This window comes from Methylocystis sp. NC52PC, assembly GCF_055698645.1.
Genome location: NZ_CP170127.1, coordinates 3,067,351 through 3,088,625, shown reverse-complemented (window position 1 = coordinate 3,088,625; position 21,275 = coordinate 3,067,351). Strand labels below are relative to the sequence as shown.

The following is a 21,275-nucleotide window of genomic DNA, read 5'->3' as shown; positions in this document are numbered from 1 at the left end:
TCCTTCTGTGGAATCAGCACCCCGAGCCTACAAGCTCAAGGTCAGCAACGCCGCTCCTCCTATTTCAACATCGTTCGGGACATCGCCGATCGCGGCGCTCGACTATTTTAAGTGGCGACTCAACGGCGTTCCTGCCACTGGCCCGGCTCCGGCGAGCGCCGATCGCGGCTCCTACGCCTCATTCGAGCGGGACTAATGAGCTTCAAGCCCTCCTTTCTCGACCGCGCTTGGCTCGCCATCGCGCCTCAATCCGGCTTGCGCCGCCTTCACGCGCGGGCGGTCGCTTCGCAGCTTATGCGCGCCTATGACGGCGCGTCGCGGGATCGCCGGCTTGGCGGCTGGATCGCGACCGGAAATTCGGCAAACGCCGAGCTTTTTGGCTCGAATGAGCGCGTGCGCAATCGCGCCAGGGACTTAGAGCGCAATAACCGCGTCGTTTTCTCGGCGATTTCGCAGTTTTCCGGGCAAGTCGTCGGAACCGGAATCACGCCGCGCGCCGTCGATCCGCGAAAGACCGTGCGCCAGGCGGCCAATGACGCTTGGGCGCGCTTCGTCGATACATGCGACCCCGAGGGCCAGCTCGACTATTATGGGCTGCAAGCGCTCGCCGCGCGCACGATGTTTCGCGACGGCGAGGTTTTCCGCGTTTGGTTGAAAGATGAAAGCGGCGTCGTCAACGGTCGCATCGTGCTGCGCGAGCCCGACTACCTCGACCAAACCCGCGATATTTTGACGGGCGCGGACGCTAAGGAAAATCTTGTCGTGCAAGGCGTCGAATTTGACGCTTACGGTCGGCGCGCCGGTTATTGGATGTTTCCAATCCATCCGGGCGAGCTGGGGTCAATCGCCATCGGCGGCCTGTTGCGCGGCCAATCCAAACGCATGCCCGCCGAAGACGTCGACCATTTTTACCAGACCTTGCGTCCCGGCCAGACTCGCGGCGTTTCATGGCTCGCGCCGTCAATTGTCGCCTTGCGCGGCCTCGACGACGTGGCCGAGGCGATGATTTGGCGCAAGCGGATCGAGGCCTGCATCGGGCTCATGATCCGCTCGCCGGAATCGCAAGGGGCGGCCCCGATCGTCGGCCAGCAAAAAACCGACGGGCGCGGCCGGATCGAAGAAACGCTGGCGCCTGGCAAGATTTTACGCTTTGGGCCTGGCGAAGAGGCGTCGACGCTCGACCCCTCGACCTCGGGCGACACGATCGACTTTGTTCGCTCGCAACTTTACGCTTTCTCGGCGACGACGGGGATTCCCTATCACGCTATCACCGGCGACGTGAGCCAGGCGAATTATTCCAGCCTGCGCGCCGCGACGCTCGCCGGCAATGTCTTGCTCGACGCCGTGCAATGGCTCGTTTTTGCGCAGAGAGAAAGGCGCGCCTGGCGGCGCGTCATGTTGCGCGAAAGTCTGTTGCGCAATGAGCCGCGCCTCGCCGACGTGCGTTGCGAATTTTCCATGCCGGTCCGGCCCTGGGTCGATCCGGTTAAGGAAATCACCGCAAAAATCATGGAAATTCGCGCCGGTTTGCAAAGCATGCCCGACGCGCTCGCCGAGCGCGGCCTCAATTGGGAGCAACAGCTCTCGGAAATCGAGGCGTTTCTCAAGGCTCTCGATCAGCCGGGAATCGTCCTCGACACCGATCCACGCAAGATCAATCACTCGGGCGCGCTGCAAACCGCGCAGGCGGCGCAAGGCGTCTCCGACGGGAATTCGCAAAACTAAAGCGGGGTTTTTCCATGCAACGCAGTAACGGCGCGGCTGGCCCAGAAGGGTTCCAGCCTGGCGGAACTTTGGCGCGCGAGCTGCGCTTTGCGCCGACGAGCTACGACTCGAAGATGCGGACGGTTCGCGGCGTCTTCGCCGCCGGCTCGCCGGTCAGGCGCTGGGGCTATGTCGAGACGCTCAGCATGGACCCCGCCGCCGTCGATTTGACGCGGGTTGCGCAAGGGCAATGCAAGCTGCTCGACTCGCACAATTCCTATTCGATCGACGCCATTCTCGGCGTCGTCGAAGAGGCGAAGATCGAGGGCGGCCAGCTCGTCGGCGTCGGCCGGTTTGCCGACACGGAAGCCGGCCGCAAGGCCGAGGGCATGGTCTCGCGCGGCGAGCTGACCGGCTTTTCCGTCGGCTATTCGGTCCAAAAATGGCTCAATATTTCTCAAGACGATACAGGGCTCGAAACCTGGCGCGCCGAGCAATGGGCGCTCTTAGAGGTGACGCTCTGCGCCGTCCCCGCCGATCCCGTCGCGACTGTCCGGGCAGTCGAGACAAATGGGCTTAACGCTCCCGGTTCGCAAGAAAGTGAGCAAGATATGACTCGATCCGCCCAGGCGGCGGCCGTTGCGGCGGCCGTCGAGAATGCGCCGTCCCCCGCTTCGGCCAATCCTGCGCCCGCCGCCGCCGCGAGCGAGGCGCGTTCCGCTGCGCCGGCTCCCGCCCCGGCTCCGGCTCCCGCGCCGGCCGCCGAGGCCGACGCCCGCGCGTCGACGCTGAGCGTCGCCGACATTCGCGGCCTCCAGCGGCTTGCCGATGGCGCTGGCGGCGACGCGCGCGCTCGCGTCGACGGCTGGATCGACGAGGGCCTGTCGCGCGCGCAGATTTTCGACAAGCTGACGCAGCATTTGGGCGCGCGCCAGGCCGACGCGCGCGAGATCGTTGTCCCGAACGCGCAAGTGACGCGCGACGAGGGCGACACGCTGCGCCGTGCGATCGAATCGGCGATCACGCTGCGCGCCAATCCGCAGGCGTTTGACCGCAACTCGGCGGAAGGCCGCGCGGCGATCGAGATGGCGAGCGAATGGCGGGGGCATGACTCGATCCTCGCCATGTTCGGCGAATATGTGCAGCGCACGCAGGGCAAGAGCGTCCGCACCTTGAATAAAATGGAGCGGGCGACGTTGGCGCTCGGCATGAACGATCCGGGCGTGCTCTATCGCGCGGGCCTGTCGACCTCTGACTTCGCAAATTTGCTGGCGAATGTCGCGTCCAAGCGGCTGCGCGACGCCTATTCGACCGCGCCGCAGCCGTGGCGCATGCTCGGGCGGCAGTCGAATTCGCCGGACTTCAAGTCGAAATCGGTTGTGGCGCTCTCGGGCCTGCCGACCTTCGAAAAGGTCCTTGAGGGCGGCGAATTCAAATATGGGAAATTCTCGGACAGCGGCGAGACCTACGCGCTCGCGACTTACGGCAAGATCGTCCCGATCACGCGCCAAGCGCTGATTAACGACGATCTCGGCGCGTTCGATCGCATTCCGCGACTGATCGGCCGCGCCGCCGCCGAGTTGGAAAATTCCGTCGTTTGGGGAATTTTCACCGCCAATGCGGCGCTTTCCGACACGGTCGCGCTTTTCCACGCCGATCACAAGAACGTCGGCTCGGCCGGCGACGTGAACGAAAACACGCTCGCCGAGGCGGAGAAACTCATGCTGGAGCAGCTCGACGCGGCGGGCCAGCCCTATTCCGGGCTCATCCCGAAATTCCTCATCGTGACGCCGAAGCGCAAAGTCGCGGCGCAGAAGATGTTGCAAGCCGTCCAGGCTACGGCGACATCGGGCGTCAATACCTTTGCTGGCCGAATGGAGCTGATCGTCGAGGCGCGCCTCAAGCCCGCGGCCGGCGCCGAGCCGTGGTTTGTCGTCGGCGACCCGAATGTGCTCGACACGTTCGAATTCGCTTACCTCGACGGCCAGGAAGGCGTTTACACCGAGCAACGCGTCGGCTTTGAGGTCGACGGGCTCGAGATCAAGGGCCGGCTCGATTTTGCGGCGAAGGCGATCGACTACCGCAACATGGTCAAGAACGCCGGCAACTAAGCGCCGCGCGCAGAACGCACCGCGCCCGCCGCCGACGACGGCGGGCCTTCGATCGGCCTCGAGATTAGGAATCTAAACAATGGCGACGAATAAAATTCAGGAAGGCGACACGATCACGGTCGCCGCCCCTTATGACGTGGCGTCTGGCGCTGGCGCAAAAGTCGGCGGCATTTTCGGCGTCGCGCAGATCGCGGCGCTCTCCGGCGCCGACGTGCCGCTCGCGCGCAAAGGCGCTTTCAAGCTCGCCAAAACCAGCGCCCAGGCCTGGGGGGTCGGCGACAAGATTTATTGGGACAATACGAACAAGGTCGCCCATAGCGTTCCCGGCGGCGGACGGCTGTTTATCGGCTATGCGGCGGCGGCCGCCGATAATCCGTCGTCGACGGGCGACGTGCTGCTCGCCGTCCAGGGAGAGGGCAGTTTGCGCCAGGCCGGCGGCCAGCATACGACCGTCACGGCGGCCGATACGATCGTCACCGGCTTGACGACGGTCCTCGGCGTCGTCGCGACGCTCGACAGCGATCCCGTCGACGACCCGGAATGGGTTTCCGCCACGATCGGCGACCAGGCCGGCGCGCCGGCCGCCGGCTCGATCATCGTCAAGACGTGGAAAAACACCGGCGGCACCGATCCGACGCCGGCCGCCGCGACGAGCTTTTCGAAAAAAGTCAATTGGCTGGCCTGGGGCTACTAAGGGCGCGCCGTGTCGGTTTTCGACGCTCTCGCCGCGAAGACGCTTTCGAGCGTCTTCGACCGCTTTGGCCAGGCGGCGGAATATCATCCGCTCGCCGCCTGGCCGGTTGCCTGTCGCGTGATCGAGAACAAGGCCGACGAGCAATCGGCGATCGGCCGCAATAATTTCGTCGCCGCGCAACGCGTGATCGAGGTTCGCGCCTCGGAAATCGCTGCCCCTGAAAAGGGCGCGCGCTTCCTTGTCGGCGCCTATCACTATGTCATCGTCGATCAGCCGCGCCGCGACGATGCTTCCGGGCTTGTCTGGTCCTGCCTATGCAGCCCCCAGCCCGCCGACGGGTGGACGCGATGGCAGCCCCTACCCTAACCGTCGACCCGAAAGCGGTCGACGCGGCGCTCGACGCCGAATTCAAGGCGCTTTCCAAGCGCGTGCGCGGGGCCATGGAGCGCACCGGCCGCGCGTCGCTGTTGACGCCGGTTCGCGACGCCACGCGCCGCGCGCTCAACTCCAGCAAATTGCCAAACACCTGGCGCGGCCAGCTCGAGCCGAAAGACGACAAGCCGACGCTCGCGCCGGCGTTTTTCGTCTGGTCGAAAGCGCCGAAGATCATCGGGGCGTTTTCGGAAGGCGCGACCGTCGCGCCGACCGGCGGGCGGCGCTATTTGTGGCTTCCGACCGAAAACGTCCCGCGCGGACGCGGCGGCCGGCCGATCAAGCCCGCCGACGTCGAGCGCAAATTCAAGAAATTCATTCTCGCGCGCGCCAAAAACGGCAATCTCGTCGCGCTTGTTATGGCGCGCACCGGCTACAAAAAGACCAGCCATCGCAAGGGCGGCGCCCCGAAAATGGTTTTCAAGCGCGCGACGAAGGCCGATCCGGGGCAGAAAATCGCGATGTTTATTCTTGTGCGGCAAGTGCGGCTGCGCAAGCGGCTCGATCCGAAGGCGATCGCCGAGGCCGCCGGCGCGAGTTACGCCCTCGCCTATCACCAGGCGGCCAATAGCCAATGACTCTCTCTGCGACAGAAACGGCGATCCTGGCGCTCACTGCGACCTTGAACGCCTCGGCCGATCTCCCCGCCGTGCGCCGCAATCCAGTTTTCACCGACGTTTTCGAGCTTTTGGGCGACAAGCCAGAAATCGGACGCGCCTTGATTGTGCGCACCGGCGACCCGGTCGACACGCAACGCACGCTCGGACTGCCGAGCGACGAGCATTTCGAGATCGTGCGCGCCGTCGACGTTGAGTTTTATCTCGGCGGGCCGGAAGGCGACGATCTCTTTGCGCAATTCGACGCCGGCGTGCTGGCGATCTTCGCCGCGATCGAAGCCGATCCGACGCTCGGCGGCGTCGTGACGCGCGCCGAAATCGCCGAACAACCGGAAATCGGCGAGGACGAAGCCGGATCGAACGCCGTCCTCACGGCGCTTATTCGCGTGCAACTCACTTATCTCTCGTCGAGGGCTTACTAATGACAGAAGACAAGAAAACGCCGGCCGCGCCGCCGTCGGCGTCAGATACCGCTCAATCGCCGAGTCATATCGTCATGCTCGACGACGTGGCGGGCTATCGCAAGGGGCAAGTGCTGCCCTACGACCCCGCCCTCGTCGCGAAGCTCGCCGGCAAGTTTCGCGCCGCCACGCCCTTCGATCTCGGCGTCGCCGGGATCATGATACGCTAATAGGAGCTTTTCACAAATGGCGACTCAAGCGATCGCGCTCGGCCAGCTCGCAAGGGCGGCCTTTGCAACGGAACTCAGCTCCTATGGCGCGCCAGCGGCCAGCGGCTACCGATACGCGCATTATTACAAATCCAATTTGCGCGCGACGAAGCCGATCGAGAGCGACCCGATCATCGGCTCCGGCTTGAATAATTACCGCGACAATGGCGCGGTCGCGCCGACCCTGACCGAGCATGGCGGATCGCTCGAATTGCCGCTTTGCCTCAATCAAATTGGCGATTGGCTGCGCCTCGTCTTCGGCGCGCCGGCGACGAGCGGCGCGACCAATTACACGCATGTCTTTTCCTCCGGCTTGACGACGCTCCCGACGGCGACGATCGAACTCAACCCGGTCTCGGGCGATTTCCGCCAGCATGTCGGTTGCGCTGTGCGCGCAATGAAACTCGATCTCGGCGACGCCGCCGGCTATCAGCGCGTCATGCTGGATATGCTCGGCTTTGGCGAAAATATCCTCGGCTCGACGGGCGCCGGAACGCCGGCGGCGGCGAAGACTTACGATAACCAGGCGCGCACGCTCGGCGAGGTTTTGCTCGGCGGCGCGTCGGTCGGCGTCTTGCTCGGCGCCAGCATGACCTATGAGACGGGTCTCATTCAGGATCGCTATATTGACGGCTCGGCGAATTTCGGCGGCGCCGTCCTCGCCGAACAGTCGCAGTTCTCGGGCGAGCTGCGCATTCGTTACACGGGCAACACGCTCGACGCGGCCGCCGTCGCCGGGACGGCGCAGGCCCTGCAGATTCGCTTCGTCAAAGGCGCCAATAACCAGATTTCCTTTGACGCGCCGGCTTGCGTCCTCGGCCGGGCGGGCGTTGCGATCGAAGGCCCTGGCGGGATCGAGCAAACGCTCCCGTTCCGTTGCAATCAAACCAGCGGCGCCGCCATGCTCGCCGTCACCCTCAAAAACCAGATCGCGGCTTACGCAGCATGATAAAGCTCGGCACAGAAAAGAAGGCGCCGCAGCGGCTCCCGCTCGCGGCTGGCGCAGCCATCCTCTACCGCCCCTTGACGGCGATCGAGCGCGAGGCCGCGCTCGCAACCGCCCGGCGCGCTTTTGAGGCGGCGCGCGACGGCGTCGCCGCCTTGGCCGACTATGGGCTCGACGAGGGCGTCGCCTGGCAAGACGACGCTGATCTCGCCTTCGGCGTCGCGACGCTGGCGCAGCTCGTCGAAATGGGCTTGCGGGCGATCGTCGCTTGGGAAGGCATAGTCGACGCCGAGGGCAAGCCGGTCCCGGTCACGCGCGCAAACCTCGCGGCGCTGTTGCGCGACCCGCTGTATTTTACTTTCGTTCAGCAAGCGCTCAATGCGCCAATTCTCGAGTTGAGCGCCGAGGGAAACGGGTCCGCGTCCTCGCCGAATGGCGCGCCGGCGGGGGCGTCGACTACTGCGCAAATTGCGTCCGACTCGGGCTCCCCTGCGCCAGCGGAAAGCGCGGGGGAAACGGCAAGCGCTGTCCCGAACAAGAGCGCCCCTTGACGGCGGAAGGCGAGATCGCGCTCGCGCTCGCCTTTCGCCCGGGCGTTATTCGCCGGGCCGGCGTGGCCGGCGTCGCCGTCGGGCTTGACTATGGCAGCGCGCTCGCGCTCGCGCCCTCTGGCTGCGATCGCGAGGCCTTGAACTTTTTGCTTATGCGCGCCGAAGACGGCTTGCTGGCGGGCTTCCGTAGAACCGAAACGGGGAACTAATGGGCGCGAACTCGGTCACGCTGCGCCTCGGCGTCGAAGGCAACCAGCAAGTCGAGGCGGCGATCAAAAAGATCGGCGCCACGACAAAGCAGCAGTTTGAGGACGCGACGAAATCCGTCGGCCTGGCGCGTCACGAAGTCGTGAATCTGACGCGCCAGCTTAATGACGTCGGCGTGTCGCTGCTTTCCGGCCAGTCGCCCTTTATGGTGCTGATCCAGCAAGGTGGCCAGGTCGCCGACGTCTTCGGATCGCGAAAGGGCGGCATGCGCGAGGGCGTCAAGGCGCTCGGCGAAAGCCTGTCGTCGCTCGCGACAAAAATCGGCCCGATCGGGGCCGTCGGCGGCGCGGTCGCCGTCGCGAGCGCCGTCGCCGTCGCCGCTTTGCTGCGCTGGCAATCGGCGCAAGACGCGCTCACCGTCTCATTGAACGGCCTGGGGCGCGCCTCGGGCCTGACGCTTGCCCAGGTCAACGCCATCGCCGGCGGCTCGGTCGCGCGCGCCGGGCTGTCGGTCAACGCCGCCCAGGGGCTCGCCGCGCAATACCTCGGCGCGGGCGTCTCGGGCGGGTCGCTCGGCGGCGCGATCGGCGTCACGCGCGACTTTGGCCGCAAGTTGGGCCTCAAAGAAGACGAGGCGGCGACGACGCTCGCCCAGGCGCTCGCCGATCCGGCCAGGGGCGCGGCCCAGCTCGCCGACAAATTCCGGCTTCTGACGCGCGCCCAGGTCCGCGAGATCGAGACGCTCGACGGGCTCGGCGACAAGTCGGGGGCGACCGCGAAGCTCGTCGAGGGCCTCGCCAAGGCGCTCGACAAAATGCCCGATCCGACCAGTCGCTTGACCGACGCTTTCGAGCGCGGCGCCGCCGCTTTCGGCGACGCGGTCTCAAAGGTCGGCGAGAAAATCGCCGGGATTCCCGGCTCGCCCTTCGCGCCGATCGGCGGCGGGACGCAAAACGATCAGGCGGCGGCGGAAGCCGAGGCGATTGCGCGCGGAACCGACGCTGCGAAGAAATTCATGCAGCCGTTCCTCAAGACGATTGAGGACGCCGACCTCGCCGCCAAAGCGATCACCGCGACGACCTATGCGCAGCGCGAGGCTGTGCTTATGGAAAAGGCCCGCGTCGAGGCGCTGCGCGATTCCGCCAATGCGCTCAAGATCAATACGCAGGCCGAGGCCGAGCGCACGCGCATGCTCGCCGAGGCGACGGCGAAGGTCGACGACTATGCGCGCTCGACGCAACGCTCGATCGAGAGCCTCGGCAAAACCTCTTTCGAGCGCGCCCGCCAGCAAGTCCGCCAAGAGCGCGACGACCTCTTGCGCCAGGTCCCCGGCGACGAGCCGCCCCGCGCCGCCATCTTGCGCGAAAACGCCGCGCGCCGCGCGCCGCGCGCGGCAAGCGCGACGAGCCGGTCGGTCAACGCGCTGATCGCCGAAGCCGAGCGGCGCGGCCTGGAGCCGACCGAAGAGAATTTCGCGAAACTCGAGGCCGAGGGCGTCGGCGCGTCGCGCATTGGCCGAGGGATTGTGGCGATAGACGACGCGGCGCCGACTCCAGCCGCCGCCCCAGCTACGCCCGCGCGCGGCGGCGGCGGCCTGTCGCGGCGTGTGCGGCGCTCGGCGGCCGACGCCGACGCGGCGATCGTGCGCGAGGCCCAGGCCGCGCCCCTGCGCCAGGCGAAGGACGATTTGGCGGCTTACAATCGTTTGCTCGACGCCCAGGCCGACGCCTTCGGCAAATCCGCCGGCGAAGGGGCGCGGCTGCAAAAAGAGCAAGAATTGCTCAACCAATATACGCGCGAGCATATCCCGATCACGGCGGAAATGCGCAGCGCAATCGGGCAGACCGCAGAAGAATGGGGCCGCTACGTCGAGCGGCTCCAGAACGTGCAAGACAAGAACGCCGAACTTGTGCAAAGCCTCGATCAGGTTCGCGGCGTCGCCTCGGGGGCGCTCTCTTCCTTCGTCGGCGATCTTGTGCGCGGCGAGAGCGCCGGCGCGGCGCTAAATCGCGTCCTCGATCAAATCTTGCAAACCGCCATCAATATCGCCGCGCAGAAATTGACCGAGGGGCTTTTCGGCAAGAGCGGGACCAATGGCGCGGACAGCCTCGGCGGCGGCTTCCTGGGCAGCCTGTTTTCGTCGGCCAAGTCGTTTTTCGGCTTCGCCGACGGCGGCGTCATGACCAGCTCGGGACCGCTCCCCTTGCGGCGTTACGCCTGGGGAGGCGTCGCCTCGTCGCCGCAATTCGCCATGTTCGGCGAAGGCTCGCGGCCCGAGGCTTATGTTCCCCTGCCCGACGGTCGCTCGATCCCGGTCGCCCTCAATATCGGCGCGGCGGGTCCTGGCGGCGACGGCGGCGGCCCGCGCATCTCGATCCAAAACTACGCCGCCGGCGTCACCGTCGAGCCCCGCGTCACGCGCGGCGAAATCCGCCTCATGATCCGCGAAGAGCAAGCGCAGAATAACGCGCGCCTCCCCGGCATGCTCGCCGCTTTTGAGAGGGCGCAGCCGTGAGGGACCCCGCCGTCAAACCCTGGCCCGCCGCGCTCTGCCCGCGCGACGTGACGCCGGTTATGGCCGACGCATCCTTTTCCGGGGGCGCGCCGATTTCGGGCGCGCCGCAAATCGTCGCCTCATCCAATGGCCGATGGCGGTTTATCTATCACGACGTGCGCTTTAAGGCGGAAAACATCTTAACGGCGCGCGCCTTGCTCGCTTATCTCGCGCGCATGCGCAAGATTTACGTCGGGCCGCAAAACGGCATTTATTCGCCCGCCCGGCGCGCCGGCGTCACGACGCCGACCTTGCGCAATTTTGCCAATGGTTTCGCTTTCACTAACGGCTTCGGCTTTGCGCAGCGCACCGCCGATTGCACGCTCGCGGCGGCCGCGAAAATCGGCGCAACTCAGATCCCCGTGACGAATTCCGTCATCGCTCCGTTGAGCGCCGGCGACTATTTCGAGATCGACGGTCGCGTGCATCTGATCGAAGAAATCTCCGGCTCGACGTGGACGATTTGGCCGTCTTTGCGCGCCGACTGCGCCTCGGGAACGATCCTCGAAATTGACGATCCGCGCATGCTCGCCCGTCTCGATCCGAAGAGCCAGGCGCTCGCCTGTCAAATGCAAGTCGGCTGGACCGGCTTAGCGACCTTCGAATTTATCGAAGAGCATTGGTAGTGCAGCCCCCGCTCGCCTTTTCCGACGCCGTGCAAGCCATGCTCGCCGAGCATGTCGTCTTGGCGCGCTTTGGCGTGCAATTCGATCTCGTTTCGGAAACGGTCTATCTCTGCCAGGGCGACAGTTTCCGCGACAATGTCGGGCGCTTCTGGCAAGGCCTCGGGCTCTTCGGCGAATTGTCGGGCCTGCAAATCGCCGCCGAGGCGGCGATCTCGCCCATACAACTGACGCTGTCGGGCCTGGTCGAGGACGATAAGACGCGAGCGAGTCCTTACGCCGCGCTCGGCCGCGCCGCCGCGGACGCCTCGGCCGAAATGATCGGCCGCACGGCTTCCGTCTTTGTGATGTTTTTCGACTCGACGCTCGGCCAGCCGGTCGACCTTCCTTATTTGCTGCAAAGTTACCAGCTCGGCGCGGCGACGCTCGAAATCGGCGAGGGACAAATCACCCTCTCCGTCCAAGGCGATCCGCTCTTCGGCGGAAAACATATCGCGCCCTTAAATCTCGTTTGCGACGAAGACCAGCAACAAAAATACCCCGGCGATCGCGTTTTCGAGCGCGTCGGCTGGCGCAAAACCGTGATTACCGCATGACGCCCGATCCGATCGCTTTCGCGCATGGCTGCGGCGCTAAGGGGCCTTGCGCGCAATATGTGGCGCAATGGCTCTTTGTGCGCGGCGTCGCCCGCGTCCCGTCGCGGCGCGAGATCATGCGCGACTGGCGGCGCTTCGGCGTCGAGGCCGGCGTCGCGCATTGGGCCGAGCGGATCGGCTTGACGCCCTGCCCGGTCGAGCCCTTGGCGATCGCGCTCGCAGCGCAGCCCGACGGCGCGCCCTTGCTCGGCGTCGTGAGCGGCGACGGGCTCTTCGTGACGCGCAGCTTTTCGCGGGTGCTGATCGCCGGCGATCTCGAAATCATCAAGGCGTGGCGTGTCTAAGATCGTCTCCCCCTTGCTCGGCCTCTTCGGCGCGATCGCCTCTTTCGCCGGCCAGCCGTGGCTTGCGCTGGCGCTCTTCGGCGCGAAAGCCGGCGTCGGCTATTTGACGGGCGATAAGAAACAACGCGGCGGCGATCAGCCGATCGCGCATCAATCGCCGCCCCCGGACTATAAGGTCACTGTCGAGCATCCACTTGCTCCGCGCGTCATTTCTTATGGGCGCGTGCAAAATCCCGGCGCGTTCATTTTCAAAGAGGCGGGGCCGGCAAAAAACGTCCTGCTCTACGGCTTCTATATGTGCGACGGGCCGATCGACGGCATAGAGTCGATCACCTGCGACGACGAATATGTCGGCTGGATTCCCGGTTCGCCCTATCTCTCGCCGGTCCCGAGTCAGGCGGGAACGATTTGGGCGCCGGGCTCGGGCGCAAAATGGGTGCAATATTCGGCCGGCGTCTTTGGCCCCCTAATCTTTATCGAAACGATCAGCGCCACCGAAGACGGTTTTCAATCTTACCTCTTGTCGCAGCTCGGCCCGAATGGCGCCGTTAATGGCGTCGTCACCGCCGACACTGGCCTTGTCAATTTTTGGGACGCCTCGCACCTCGGCAAGGGCGTAACGATGTTTTACGCCTGGGGCTATCTGCCGACGACCTATAATGGCGCTAATCGACAAACCTATTGGCCGAACAATTGGCCGCTCTATCAATACGTCTATCGCGGCGCGCCGGTTTACGATCCGCGCGACCCTGGGCAATCTCAAAACGATCCGTCGAGCGGCGCGTTCACGATCTACAATGCGAGCTGGAAATGGTCGGAAAATCCCGCGCTGATCGCCGCCAATTATGTTTCGCGGCTGATCGCCAATGGCCAAACCGCCATCAAGGGCGTCAATTGGGCGGCGATCGCCGAGGCCGCCGACGACTGCGATCGCCTCTGCCCGTGCTTTATTCGAAATTTCGGCGACGGCGGGCTCTGCTACGAGCCGTTCGCGCGCATGACCGCCAATGTCTCGCTCGATCTCGAGCCGCGCGACGTGCTGGCCAAGATCATGGCCATTTGCGACGGCGCTTATGGGCTCGATCAAAGCGGCTTCTTCTCAATGTGGATCGGCAAATGGGAAGCGCCGAACGTCGTCTTTACCGACTCCGACGTGCTGGGGATCACGCAAGAGTTTCAGCCGCCGCTCGCCGAGCAATATAATTATTTTAACATTACTTACACCGAGCCGCGCCAGCGCTATTCGCCCATGCAAGCGCCGCTCTATCAAGACAAGCAATCACAAGCGCGCATTGGCCGCAGGCAACAGGCGATCACCCTGGATTATTGCCCGTCGCCGTCGCAGGCCTGGCGCATGGTGCGCCGTCACGCCATGCGCGAGAACCGCCGGCGTATTACCGTGCGCTTGAAGGCGCGGGGGCTTCTCGCCTTCGCACAGCGCATTGTCGGGCTTAATTGCGAGAAATTTGGAATCATTGGGACGTTCCGACTGTTGCAGATTTCGCCCGGAAAGAACCTCGGCGAGTGGACGGCGCAGCTCGCCGAATTGACCGAAGATATTTTCACCGATCCCGCCGCGCCGCCCGATCCCCTAAAAAATTTCGAGGTTGTTAAAGCGCCGACATTGCCGACGCCGGTTCCCTATCTGTCGGTTGTGCCCGACGCGGCGACAGGCGGCGGCGCGGTTCGGATCGACTATGCGCAAAAGGTTTCGGTTGGGACCTTTCTACCCTTGCCGACCGTCAATCTCGTCGTCGATCCTAATCTTATGTGGGACGCGCATTATTCAACTGACGGCGGCGCGAACTACAAGCAATGCAATGTGCTGATCTCGCAATTTAGCGTGCAAACGCCGGTTCTCCCCAAGGGAACGGCGGTCACTGTGCAGGCCCGCTATATCCCGAACAATGGCGCGCCCGGCGGCTGGGGCTCGTCGGTCTCAATCACGATCTAAGACGAAGGGGAAATCATGGGCGCGCTCGACACGGCCTTTAAGAACGCGTTTCCGGCGGCGGCGGCGGCCGACACGGCCCTGTGCCGGGGGTTGGGCGCGACGATCGAGGGCTATTTCGCCGCGCCCTATAGCTTAAACGCCAACGCCGCGGCGTCGCCGACCTCCGCGCCGACGGGCATGATCTATCGGCTCATCGGCAAGGACGGCGACGCGTCGCAATCGCTCGTCCTCGACAGTTTTGGCGGCGTCGCCGAATTGATCGCGCGGCGCGCCAATAACACCGGCGCGAGCCCGACGGCGATCGGCAATGGCGACATTCTCGGCCGCTATTCTTTCGCCGGCTATTACACCTCCGGCGGCTCGGCCTATTCGGCGCGACCGGCGAGCCTGCGCGCCGAGGCGACGCAAACGCACACCTCGACGGCGCAAGGGTCGCAGCTCGTCTTGGCGACGACGCCGAACAGCTCGACGACGCCGACTGACGCGCTTTGGGTCGGCCAAGATCAATCCGTGCGCGCCAAGGGGCCGCTCGGCTATGCGGCCGGCGTCGGCGCCGGCAATACGGTTGCGCAGGCGATAAACCGCACGACCGGCGTCACGCTCAACGCCGTGACGGGCCAAATTACCCTCGTCACCGCCGCCGGCGCGTCGGGCGGCCAGCAATTCACGTTGACGAATTCCTTTATCGCCGCGACCGACATTCTTGTCGTGAGCGTCTCGGGCGCGCCGACCGGCCTTTATTATTTCGGAACGAAATGCGGCGCCGGATCGGCGCAGATTACCGTTTTCAACCCCGGTCTCAATAACGAATCCGTGACGCTCAATTTCGCGATCATCAAAGGCGCAAACAACTAAGCGCAAACCGATCGCTTTTGTAAGGGCGTGGCGCGTCTGTCTGCAACTCACTAGCGGTCTATCAAGGAGAAACTGAAAATGGAAAAGATTGACGTCGCCGACGCGATCGGCGCGGGCCTGATCGTGCGCCCCGAGCGGGCCGAGGAAATGCTCATCAAGGGCAGATACATTGTCGAATGCCGCGACAAGGACGGCAATCTCAAGTGGAAAGACGAGATCAAGAACCTCGTCACCACGGCCGGCAAGAACGACATGCTCGACAAATATCTTGCGGGCTCGTCATGGTCGACCGGAACCGTTTACATGATGCTGAAAGGCGCGGGATCCGCGGCCGCCGGCGACACGATGGCCTCGCATGCGGGCTGGTCCGAGCTGAATATCTCGGCTTCTTCCGGCGCGCGGCAGTCGGTTGCGTTCTCGTCGGCCTCCAGCGGCTCCAAGGCGACCTCTTCCCCTGTCGCCTGGTCGATCACCGCGGCGGGTCCGACGACTGTCGCGGGCGTCGCCATTGCCATCGGCGGCACAAGCGCCAACGGCAATACGACGGGCGTTCTCTTCTCGGCCGGCGATTTCGCCTCGTCGCGCTCCGTCATCGCCGGCGATACGCTCAACGTCACCTATTCGGCGTCGTTGTAAGCGGGCACTTTGGCGCGCGTGGATCACACCGGAGTCGACAAATGGACATAGAAGCAGCGAAGCGCGCCGGGGAGCTGGCGCGCGGGATCGAACAGCGACAGCCCATGCTCGCCCTTCTCGACAAGGCGATTGCCGAGGGATGGCTGATTAAGGAAGTCGTCGCGGTCAATCCGCAACGGACCGAAGAGCGCTCGCTCGTTTTGTCGGTTCTGGATGAAGCGACGAGCGGCGCGAGTCTGCAATTCATTCGGCAAGTTTATGCGGGCCAAATCGCGGCGCTGGAGGGCGATCTCGCAACAGCGGAAAACTGGACGCCGCCGAATTCCGAGACCGGGGCTTAAGGTTACATGGCCGCGATCGCTCTCACGTCGCCCTCGTCCTCGATCCAATCGGGGACGGTTCCGGCCGACTGGAATTCCAACAGCAATACGGTTCACGGGATCGGGCCGGGGGGCAATGGTTCCGGCCGTCAATCCGCGTCGATCGGCGGCGTCGGCGGCGGGGGTGGCTCCTATGCGCGTCGCGCCAATGTGGGGCTCGTCGCCGGCGAGACCTATTATTATTTTTTGCCGGCCGGCGGCTCTGGGTTGGATGCGTGGTTCAATGATCTCAACTTGCTTCTGCAATCCAATTCGATGGACCAGTGGCCCGCGTGGGATGACGACGGCGCGGACGCATACACGGGCGGGCAAACCGCGCCGGACGGCACCAGCACAGCTTGGAAATTTATGGAGAATGGGGCTTTCGGGTCCCATCGCTTCTTTACGCAATTTACGAAGCCGAACCAAACGCTTCAAATCTCTTGGGTCGTTTATGCGAAGAAAGTAAGCGATCGCCTTCTGCGTTTCATTGTTTATGACTTCGGTAGTGAATGGATCGAGATCAGCATTGATTTATCCACGCTGACCGCGACCCTCGAATCGTCCAATGGGACGCAATTCACATATTCGAGCCTGACGGCGAGCACAGACGATGTTGCGACCGGAGCTGCGGGGAACGGCTGGTATCGGGTGCATCTAAAATTTACAGCCGATGCGGCGGTCGATGATATCTCAATGATCTACGCCCTTCAGCACCCGACGAACGGCGACGACTATCAGGGCGACGGCGCGTCGCACATGATGCTTTGGCACAACCAACTGTATTACGGTTGGGGGTCAAAGCCGCGAGTGCCGACGACGACCGAGCGCCTTTATTCGGTGCTTGCGAAAGCTGGCACGAATGCAACGATCAGCGTTGCGGGCGTCGGCCAGTCGGGTTCGCAGGGCGACGCCACCTATCAAGGCGGAAATGGCGTTAAGCCTGCCTCCGGGTCGAGCGGCGGCGGCGCCGGCGGCGCGGCGGGGCCGAGCGGCGCCGGCGGCAACGCCTCCACGACGACGGGCGGCGCGGCGAACAATGCGACGACGGCCGGCGGCGCGGCGAATAACAATGGCGGCGCCGGCACGGAATTCGGCTCTAACGGGGCTGGCTCGGGCGCCGGCGGGCGTAGTTCGGCGGGCAATGGAATGACCGGCGGCAATTATGGCGGCGCCGGCTCTGGCTCATTTACGGGCGCGGCCGAGACCGGCGGCGCGGGGGCCGGCCCGATTATTTACATCTCCTATAACCCGGCATCGCTCGTCTGGAGTCCGTTCCAGCAAATCCAGCACATGATAGTGAGGTAATCCAATGGGACGCAGATACACTGCCGTCTTCAAGGCGGTCGCGGTAACAGCGGTGCAAGACCTCTTTGAGATCAAGGGGCCGGCCGACGCCGTTACTATCATTCACGGTTGGACGTTGACGCAAAGCACAGAGACCGGCGACGCGCAGGAGGAAATGCTCTTGCTGACGACCAATCGCGGCGTCGGCGCAGTAACGTCGGGCTCGGGCGGCGCCAGCGTGACGCCGCAGCCGATCGAAGACGGTGACCCCGCTTTTGGCGGCACGGTTGAGCGGAACAACACCACGCAAATGGCCGCCGGTTCCGGGTCGCTCGACACCGATCTTGAGGCCTATGCGTGGAACATCCGCGTCCCATTCATGAGGGTTTACACGCCGGAAGAGCGCCCGGTTATTTCGCCTGGCAATACGTGGACGCTGGAGCTGGAAACCGCGCCGGCGGATAGCGTGACGATCAGCGGAACGATTACCTTCGAGGAAATCGGCGGCTAACTGATGGGCCATTTTTTCCGTCCGCCCTGGCGCGCGCCGCCGCCCGTTCAAGACGCCGCGCTCGCCCTCTCTAAAGGGCAGTCGGTCTATAACGAAAGCGTTTCCGAGTCCGCTGCGGCGAGCGAGGCTCAAAGCGCGGCGGCCGCATTCCCCTGCGCGCGGGCGGAAGCCGTCTCGGCGGCGGAAGCGCAAAGCTGCGCGGCTGTCTTCGCCGCATCGGTCGCGGAAAGCGGATCGGCCGTCGAGACGCAAAGCGCGGCGGCCGCCCTAGTCGGCGCGGCGGCCGAAACGGCGGCGCCGGTCGAAGCCCAGGGCGCGACGGGGGCTTTCGTCGCGGCGGCGACTGAATCGACTGCGGCTTCGGACGGCAAAAGCGCCGCGCTCGTCTCGGCGCCGTCTCTTTCGGAAAGCGGTTCGGCGGCCGACGCCGCGTCGGGCGCGCTGATCTCGGCGCCGTCGCGCGCCGAGGCGGGCGCGGCGAGCGACGCAGAAAGCGCAACAGCGATCCTCGGGGCGGCGGCGAGCGAGTCCGGGGCCGCGAGCGACGCCGCGGCGGGCGCGCTGATCTCGGCGCCGTCGCGCGCCGAGGCGGGCGCGGCGAGCGATGCAGAAAGCGCAACAGCGATCCTCGGGGCGACGGCAAGCGAGTCCGGGGTCGCGAGCGCCGCGCAGTCCGGGCTATTGCAGATCAGCGCGGCCGCGAGCGAGGCGGCGACGGCTTTCGATGCTGGCGTCGGCGTGCTGGTCATCGGCGCGAGCGTCGCGGAATCGGGCGACGCGCAAGACGCGTCGACCGGCGCCGTCGCCGGCACAACTTACAGCCGGTCGCTCGACGAGGCCGCAAGCGCCCAGGACGCGGCAAACGCCCAGGCGGGCTTTGTCGGCGCTTGCTCGGAAAGCGCGCCCGCGAGCGAAACGCGGGCCGCGACAGGCGTTTTCGGGGCGGCGCGCTTGGAGGCGGCCGCCGCCGGCGACGCGCAATCCGCAACGGTTGTGGCCGTCGGCGTCGCTTCCGAAAGCGCCTCGGCCAATGCGGGCCAGTCGGCCTCTGTCGGCGGGGCGTCGACGATCGCCGAGACGCTGTCGGCCGTCGCCGCGCAATCGACGCTTGCTCAATTTGTTGCGGCGATCGCAGAAAGCGAAATCATCGTCACGGCCGAGGACACTGTCCAAGAGGCTTTTGTCGGCTGCTTTCATGTCGCCGTTACGGCGGCGGAAGCGCATCTCGACGTGACGGGGGCGGCCGCGCATATCTCGATCGAGGCTTGCGAGGATTAACGCGCCATGTCGACAAAATACGCAGAATTCGAACTCGGCGCCTCGATCAAGTTTTCGGGACCGTTCACGGACACCGACGGCGCGGCGTTCACGCCGCCGGGCGCGACGCTTTATCTGACCTATAAGAAATCCGGCGCGCTCGTCGACGAGACGCACGCCATGACCATGACCGGCGCTTCGGCCTCCTATCTTTGGGACTCGTCGGCCGCCGCGCCCGGCCTGGTTTCTTGGTATGCGGAAACGACGGGGCCAATCAAAGCCAATAAGAGCGGCGCGTTTACGCTCGTCGCCGCGCCGGCAAACCCCAACGCCTAGACGCGCATGCCTTTGAGCCGGGCGCAATTCTTGGCTTGCGCGGCGACGGCGTTTGCGACGGCGCAAACGCTCGACGCTCTCGCGCGGGCCTGGGCGCGCCATGTCGCCGGCGTCTACCCCTGGCTCGCGCCCGAGCTGCGCATCAAGCTCGAAACGCTTCACGCGAGGGCGTTTCTCGCTCTCTCTTTCGCACTTACGGAAAAAGGAAAAGACGACATGAAAATGAGCGCGGCCGGCCGCGCGCTGCTCATACAGCGCGAGGGTTTCAAGACGAAGGCTTACAAGGACACGAAAGGCATTTGGACGATTGGCGTCGGCCATACCGCCGCCGCCGGGCCGCCGTTCCCGGCGCCGGGAATGACGATCGCGCGCGCTGAGGTCGAGGAAATTCTCGCGCGCGATCTTGTGGCCTTTGAGGATTGCGTCGAGAGCGCCGTGCGCGTTCCCCTGACGCAAGGGCAATTCGACGCGCTCGTCTCGCTTTGCTTCAATATCGGCGGAAGCGGCTTCCGCAAGTCGACCGTCGTGCGCCGCTTGAACGAAGGCAATTATCGCGGCGCGGCCGACGCCTTTCTCATGTGGAACAAGCCGGCCGAGATCATGGGCCGCCGGCGCAGCGAATATAAGCAATTCCTCGCGGCGACGTCGAAGAGCGCGGCCGGCGCGCCCGTGCGCTTCGTCGCCGCCGAAGAGATGGAGGAAGGCGAAAGCGTCTCGCTCGACTATCTGCGCGCCGCCGGCTCGCGCACGGTCACGGCGGCCGACAAGATCAAAACCGGCGCCGTCTCGATCGGCGTCGGCGACGCGCTCGACGTCGCCAGTCGGGCCAAGGGCTATGTCGACCAGGCCCGCGACCTTGCCCAGGGTTGGGACGCCGGCGCGCCGGCCTCCGAATTGCTCTCGACCTATTCGCCGCTCTTGCTCGGGATCGGCGCCGGCCTGGCGATCGCCGCCCTCGCCTATCTCGCCTATCGGGCGGCCCAGCATATCCAAAAGGCGCGCCTTGAGGATGCGCTGCTTATGGCCGAGGTCGCCGTCTAAATGGGCGCGCTCGCCATCCTCTCGACGGCCTGGTCGCTCTCCGGCTGGCGCGACAAACTGGCCGCAATCGGGCTTGCGGCGGTCGCTGGCGCGCTTTGCTTCGGCTGGGGCTACTACCAGGCGTCAAGCGCCTGTGCGGGCCGTGAGGCCGCCCGCGAGGCCGCTGCGCTGCGCGCCCAACTCGCCGAGCAAGCGCGCCAGGCGCGGGCCTCGGCGGCGATCGCCGCGCAGGATCGGTTGCGCGCCCAGGCCTCGGCCGGAGCGGCGGCCGCCATGCAAGTCGAAATCGAACGGCTTGGAAACGACCTCGCCGCCGATCTCGCCGCCGCTTCAAAGAGAGAGCCGCCCCATGCGGAAGGAAAAACAAAGACCGTTGTCGTCGACGCTTGCGCTCTTGACGCCGCTTTTGCTCGCCGCGTGCGCCGGCTCGACACCGCCGGAAAGCGCTAGGCCGGCGCTGCCGCCGCTCGCCCCCTCGTGCAAGGGGGCCGAGCTGCCCGAGCCGACGCCTGGAAAAGACGCCCGCGTCTTCGCCCTCCAGAACCGCGCGGCGGCGATCGAGGCCAATCACGGGGTCGAGAATTGCCAGGCCTTCTATTCGGACGTGCGCCGGGATTTCTCGGCGACCCCGTGACCGCTTTAAGGGCGCGCGTCGCCCTGCGCTGGGCGGGGCTTCCGCGCCCGGCGGGGCCGGACCCCCTCGCCGCCTTTTGGCGGGCCTGGGGGCGGCTCGACGAATTGGAGGCGCTTGAGGAAAGGCAAGAAACCATGGCGCAAATGGATGATCTACAGGCGGCGGTCGGGCGGCTCGTCGCGGCAAACCGACAGCTCGTAGCGGTAGTCGGGGCGATCCGCCAGCATAACGGCAATCTGGCGGCGCAGCTCGCCGCGCAGCCGGACCCGGCGGCCGTGCAAGCCCTGATCGCCGAGGCGACAGCCGCGGCCGACGAGGCCGAGCGGGCGCTCGCCCCGGCCGTTGACGCCGGCTGA

Annotated in this window: 26 protein-coding genes; all 26 read left to right on the top strand. The window is 65.2% G+C overall.

The genetic code is table 11. The features are described 5' to 3' along the window. The first annotated feature begins 195 nt into the window (after positions 1-195). The 26 genes from ACETII_RS17005 to ACETII_RS16880 all read left to right on the top strand — a co-directional run bounded on the left by ACETII_RS17005 (position 196) and on the right by ACETII_RS16880 (position 21,275). Entirely contained in the window at positions 196-1,725 is a 1,530-nt protein-coding gene (locus ACETII_RS17005) for a phage portal protein (protein WP_472786296.1), read from the top strand. A gap of 14 nt (positions 1,726-1,739) precedes the next feature. Next, on the top strand, positions 1,740-3,815 hold the full coding sequence (locus ACETII_RS17000) for a prohead protease/major capsid protein fusion protein (protein WP_472786295.1): 2,076 nt from the start codon (positions 1,740-1,742) through the stop codon (positions 3,813-3,815). A gap of 79 nt (positions 3,816-3,894) precedes the next feature. Further along, on the top strand, positions 3,895-4,509 hold the full coding sequence (locus tag ACETII_RS16995) for a DUF2190 family protein (protein ID WP_472786294.1): 615 nt from the start codon (positions 3,895-3,897) through the stop codon (positions 4,507-4,509). 9 nt (positions 4,510-4,518) lie between these two features. After that, a complete protein-coding gene (locus ACETII_RS16990) occupies positions 4,519-4,875 on the top strand; it encodes a head-tail joining protein (RefSeq protein ID WP_472786293.1) in 357 nt (118 codons plus the stop codon). After that, on the top strand, positions 4,857-5,519 hold the full coding sequence (locus ACETII_RS16985; protein WP_472786292.1) for a DUF6441 family protein: 663 nt from the start codon (positions 4,857-4,859) through the stop codon (positions 5,517-5,519). The genes ACETII_RS16990 and ACETII_RS16985 overlap by 19 nt, the downstream gene beginning before the upstream one ends. Next, positions 5,516-5,980: a hypothetical protein gene (locus tag ACETII_RS16980; protein WP_472786291.1), complete on the top strand. Its 465-nt coding sequence runs from the start codon at positions 5,516-5,518 to the stop codon at positions 5,978-5,980. The genes ACETII_RS16985 and ACETII_RS16980 overlap by 4 nt, the downstream gene beginning before the upstream one ends. Beyond that, positions 5,980-6,189 carry a hypothetical protein gene (locus ACETII_RS16975; protein WP_472786290.1) on the top strand — a complete coding sequence of 70 codons (210 nt, stop codon included), beginning with the start codon at positions 5,980-5,982 and terminating at the stop codon, positions 6,187-6,189. Before ACETII_RS16980 ends, ACETII_RS16975 begins: the two co-directional genes overlap by 1 nt. A gap of 16 nt (positions 6,190-6,205) precedes the next feature. Next, complete coding sequence (locus ACETII_RS16970) at positions 6,206-7,177, top strand: phage tail tube protein (protein ID WP_472786289.1); 972 nt, start codon at positions 6,206-6,208, stop codon at positions 7,175-7,177. Continuing rightward, complete coding sequence (locus ACETII_RS16965; RefSeq protein WP_472786288.1) at positions 7,174-7,725, top strand: hypothetical protein; 552 nt, start codon at positions 7,174-7,176, stop codon at positions 7,723-7,725. The genes ACETII_RS16970 and ACETII_RS16965 overlap by 4 nt, the downstream gene beginning before the upstream one ends. Continuing rightward, a complete protein-coding gene (locus ACETII_RS16960) occupies positions 7,722-7,934 on the top strand; it encodes a hypothetical protein (protein WP_472786287.1) in 213 nt (70 codons plus the stop codon). Before ACETII_RS16965 ends, ACETII_RS16960 begins: the two co-directional genes overlap by 4 nt. Then, complete coding sequence (locus ACETII_RS16955; RefSeq protein ID WP_472786286.1) at positions 7,934-10,447, top strand: phage tail length tape measure family protein; 2,514 nt, start codon at positions 7,934-7,936, stop codon at positions 10,445-10,447. Before ACETII_RS16960 ends, ACETII_RS16955 begins: the two co-directional genes overlap by 1 nt. After that, positions 10,444-11,112 carry a hypothetical protein gene (locus tag ACETII_RS16950; RefSeq protein WP_472786285.1) on the top strand — a complete coding sequence of 223 codons (669 nt, stop codon included), beginning with the start codon at positions 10,444-10,446 and terminating at the stop codon, positions 11,110-11,112. The genes ACETII_RS16955 and ACETII_RS16950 overlap by 4 nt, the downstream gene beginning before the upstream one ends. Continuing rightward, the gene (locus tag ACETII_RS16945) at positions 11,112-11,705 is read left to right on the top strand and encodes a hypothetical protein (protein ID WP_472786284.1); all 594 of its coding nucleotides are present in this window, start codon (positions 11,112-11,114) and stop codon (positions 11,703-11,705) included. Before ACETII_RS16950 ends, ACETII_RS16945 begins: the two co-directional genes overlap by 1 nt. Continuing rightward, positions 11,702-12,049, top strand: coding sequence for a hypothetical protein (locus ACETII_RS16940; protein WP_472786283.1), 348 nt, complete (start codon positions 11,702-11,704; stop codon positions 12,047-12,049). The genes ACETII_RS16945 and ACETII_RS16940 overlap by 4 nt, the downstream gene beginning before the upstream one ends. Beyond that, positions 12,042-14,003, top strand: a complete 1,962-nt coding sequence (locus ACETII_RS16935; RefSeq protein ID WP_472786282.1) for a hypothetical protein — start codon at positions 12,042-12,044, stop codon at positions 14,001-14,003. The genes ACETII_RS16940 and ACETII_RS16935 overlap by 8 nt, the downstream gene beginning before the upstream one ends. Before the next feature lie 15 nt (positions 14,004-14,018). Next, positions 14,019-14,858, top strand: coding sequence for a hypothetical protein (locus ACETII_RS16930; RefSeq protein ID WP_472786281.1), 840 nt, complete (start codon positions 14,019-14,021; stop codon positions 14,856-14,858). 78 nt (positions 14,859-14,936) lie between these two features. Then, on the top strand, positions 14,937-15,494 hold the full coding sequence (locus tag ACETII_RS16925; RefSeq protein ID WP_472786280.1) for a hypothetical protein: 558 nt from the start codon (positions 14,937-14,939) through the stop codon (positions 15,492-15,494). A gap of 41 nt (positions 15,495-15,535) precedes the next feature. Further along, the gene (locus tag ACETII_RS16920) at positions 15,536-15,835 is read left to right on the top strand and encodes a hypothetical protein (RefSeq protein ID WP_472786279.1); all 300 of its coding nucleotides are present in this window, start codon (positions 15,536-15,538) and stop codon (positions 15,833-15,835) included. A gap of 6 nt (positions 15,836-15,841) precedes the next feature. Beyond that, positions 15,842-17,161, top strand: coding sequence for a phage head spike fiber domain-containing protein (locus tag ACETII_RS16915; RefSeq protein WP_472786278.1), 1,320 nt, complete (start codon positions 15,842-15,844; stop codon positions 17,159-17,161). 4 nt (positions 17,162-17,165) lie between these two features. Next, a complete protein-coding gene (locus ACETII_RS16910) occupies positions 17,166-17,651 on the top strand; it encodes a hypothetical protein (RefSeq protein WP_472786277.1) in 486 nt (161 codons plus the stop codon). 3 nt (positions 17,652-17,654) lie between these two features. Beyond that, positions 17,655-18,929: a hypothetical protein gene (locus ACETII_RS16905; protein WP_472786276.1), complete on the top strand. Its 1,275-nt coding sequence runs from the start codon at positions 17,655-17,657 to the stop codon at positions 18,927-18,929. Between the two features lie 6 nt (positions 18,930-18,935). Next, a complete protein-coding gene (locus ACETII_RS16900) occupies positions 18,936-19,244 on the top strand; it encodes a hypothetical protein (protein ID WP_472786275.1) in 309 nt (102 codons plus the stop codon). A gap of 30 nt (positions 19,245-19,274) precedes the next feature. Further along, complete coding sequence (locus ACETII_RS16895; protein ID WP_472786274.1) at positions 19,275-20,285, top strand: lysozyme; 1,011 nt, start codon at positions 19,275-19,277, stop codon at positions 20,283-20,285. Beyond that, the gene (locus ACETII_RS16890) at positions 20,286-20,735 is read left to right on the top strand and encodes a hypothetical protein (protein ID WP_472786273.1); all 450 of its coding nucleotides are present in this window, start codon (positions 20,286-20,288) and stop codon (positions 20,733-20,735) included. Continuing rightward, a complete protein-coding gene (locus ACETII_RS16885; protein ID WP_472786272.1) occupies positions 20,680-20,919 on the top strand; it encodes a hypothetical protein in 240 nt (79 codons plus the stop codon). The genes ACETII_RS16890 and ACETII_RS16885 overlap by 56 nt, the downstream gene beginning before the upstream one ends. After that, complete coding sequence (locus ACETII_RS16880) at positions 20,916-21,275, top strand: hypothetical protein (protein ID WP_472786271.1); 360 nt, start codon at positions 20,916-20,918, stop codon at positions 21,273-21,275. Before ACETII_RS16885 ends, ACETII_RS16880 begins: the two co-directional genes overlap by 4 nt.

Coding starts and splice junctions, on each gene's coding strand:
- ACETII_RS17005 (WP_472786296.1), top strand. CDS start 196: ATGAGCTTCAAGCCCTCCTTTCTCGACCGCGCTTGGCTCGCCATCGCG.
- ACETII_RS17000 (WP_472786295.1), top strand. CDS start 1,740: ATGCAACGCAGTAACGGCGCGGCTGGCCCAGAAGGGTTCCAGCCTGGC.
- ACETII_RS16995 (WP_472786294.1), top strand. CDS start 3,895: ATGGCGACGAATAAAATTCAGGAAGGCGACACGATCACGGTCGCCGCC.
- ACETII_RS16985 (WP_472786292.1), top strand. CDS start 4,857: ATGGCAGCCCCTACCCTAACCGTCGACCCGAAAGCGGTCGACGCGGCG.
- ACETII_RS16980 (WP_472786291.1), top strand. CDS start 5,516: ATGACTCTCTCTGCGACAGAAACGGCGATCCTGGCGCTCACTGCGACC.
- ACETII_RS16975 (WP_472786290.1), top strand. CDS start 5,980: ATGACAGAAGACAAGAAAACGCCGGCCGCGCCGCCGTCGGCGTCAGAT.
- ACETII_RS16970 (WP_472786289.1), top strand. CDS start 6,206: ATGGCGACTCAAGCGATCGCGCTCGGCCAGCTCGCAAGGGCGGCCTTT.
- ACETII_RS16965 (WP_472786288.1), top strand. CDS start 7,174: ATGATAAAGCTCGGCACAGAAAAGAAGGCGCCGCAGCGGCTCCCGCTC.
- ACETII_RS16955 (WP_472786286.1), top strand. CDS start 7,934: ATGGGCGCGAACTCGGTCACGCTGCGCCTCGGCGTCGAAGGCAACCAG.
- ACETII_RS16940 (WP_472786283.1), top strand. CDS start 11,702: ATGACGCCCGATCCGATCGCTTTCGCGCATGGCTGCGGCGCTAAGGGG.
- ACETII_RS16930 (WP_472786281.1), top strand. CDS start 14,019: ATGGGCGCGCTCGACACGGCCTTTAAGAACGCGTTTCCGGCGGCGGCG.
- ACETII_RS16925 (WP_472786280.1), top strand. CDS start 14,937: ATGGAAAAGATTGACGTCGCCGACGCGATCGGCGCGGGCCTGATCGTG.
- ACETII_RS16920 (WP_472786279.1), top strand. CDS start 15,536: ATGGACATAGAAGCAGCGAAGCGCGCCGGGGAGCTGGCGCGCGGGATC.
- ACETII_RS16915 (WP_472786278.1), top strand. CDS start 15,842: ATGGCCGCGATCGCTCTCACGTCGCCCTCGTCCTCGATCCAATCGGGG.
- ACETII_RS16910 (WP_472786277.1), top strand. CDS start 17,166: ATGGGACGCAGATACACTGCCGTCTTCAAGGCGGTCGCGGTAACAGCG.
- ACETII_RS16905 (WP_472786276.1), top strand. CDS start 17,655: ATGGGCCATTTTTTCCGTCCGCCCTGGCGCGCGCCGCCGCCCGTTCAA.
- ACETII_RS16900 (WP_472786275.1), top strand. CDS start 18,936: ATGTCGACAAAATACGCAGAATTCGAACTCGGCGCCTCGATCAAGTTT.
- ACETII_RS16890 (WP_472786273.1), top strand. CDS start 20,286: ATGGGCGCGCTCGCCATCCTCTCGACGGCCTGGTCGCTCTCCGGCTGG.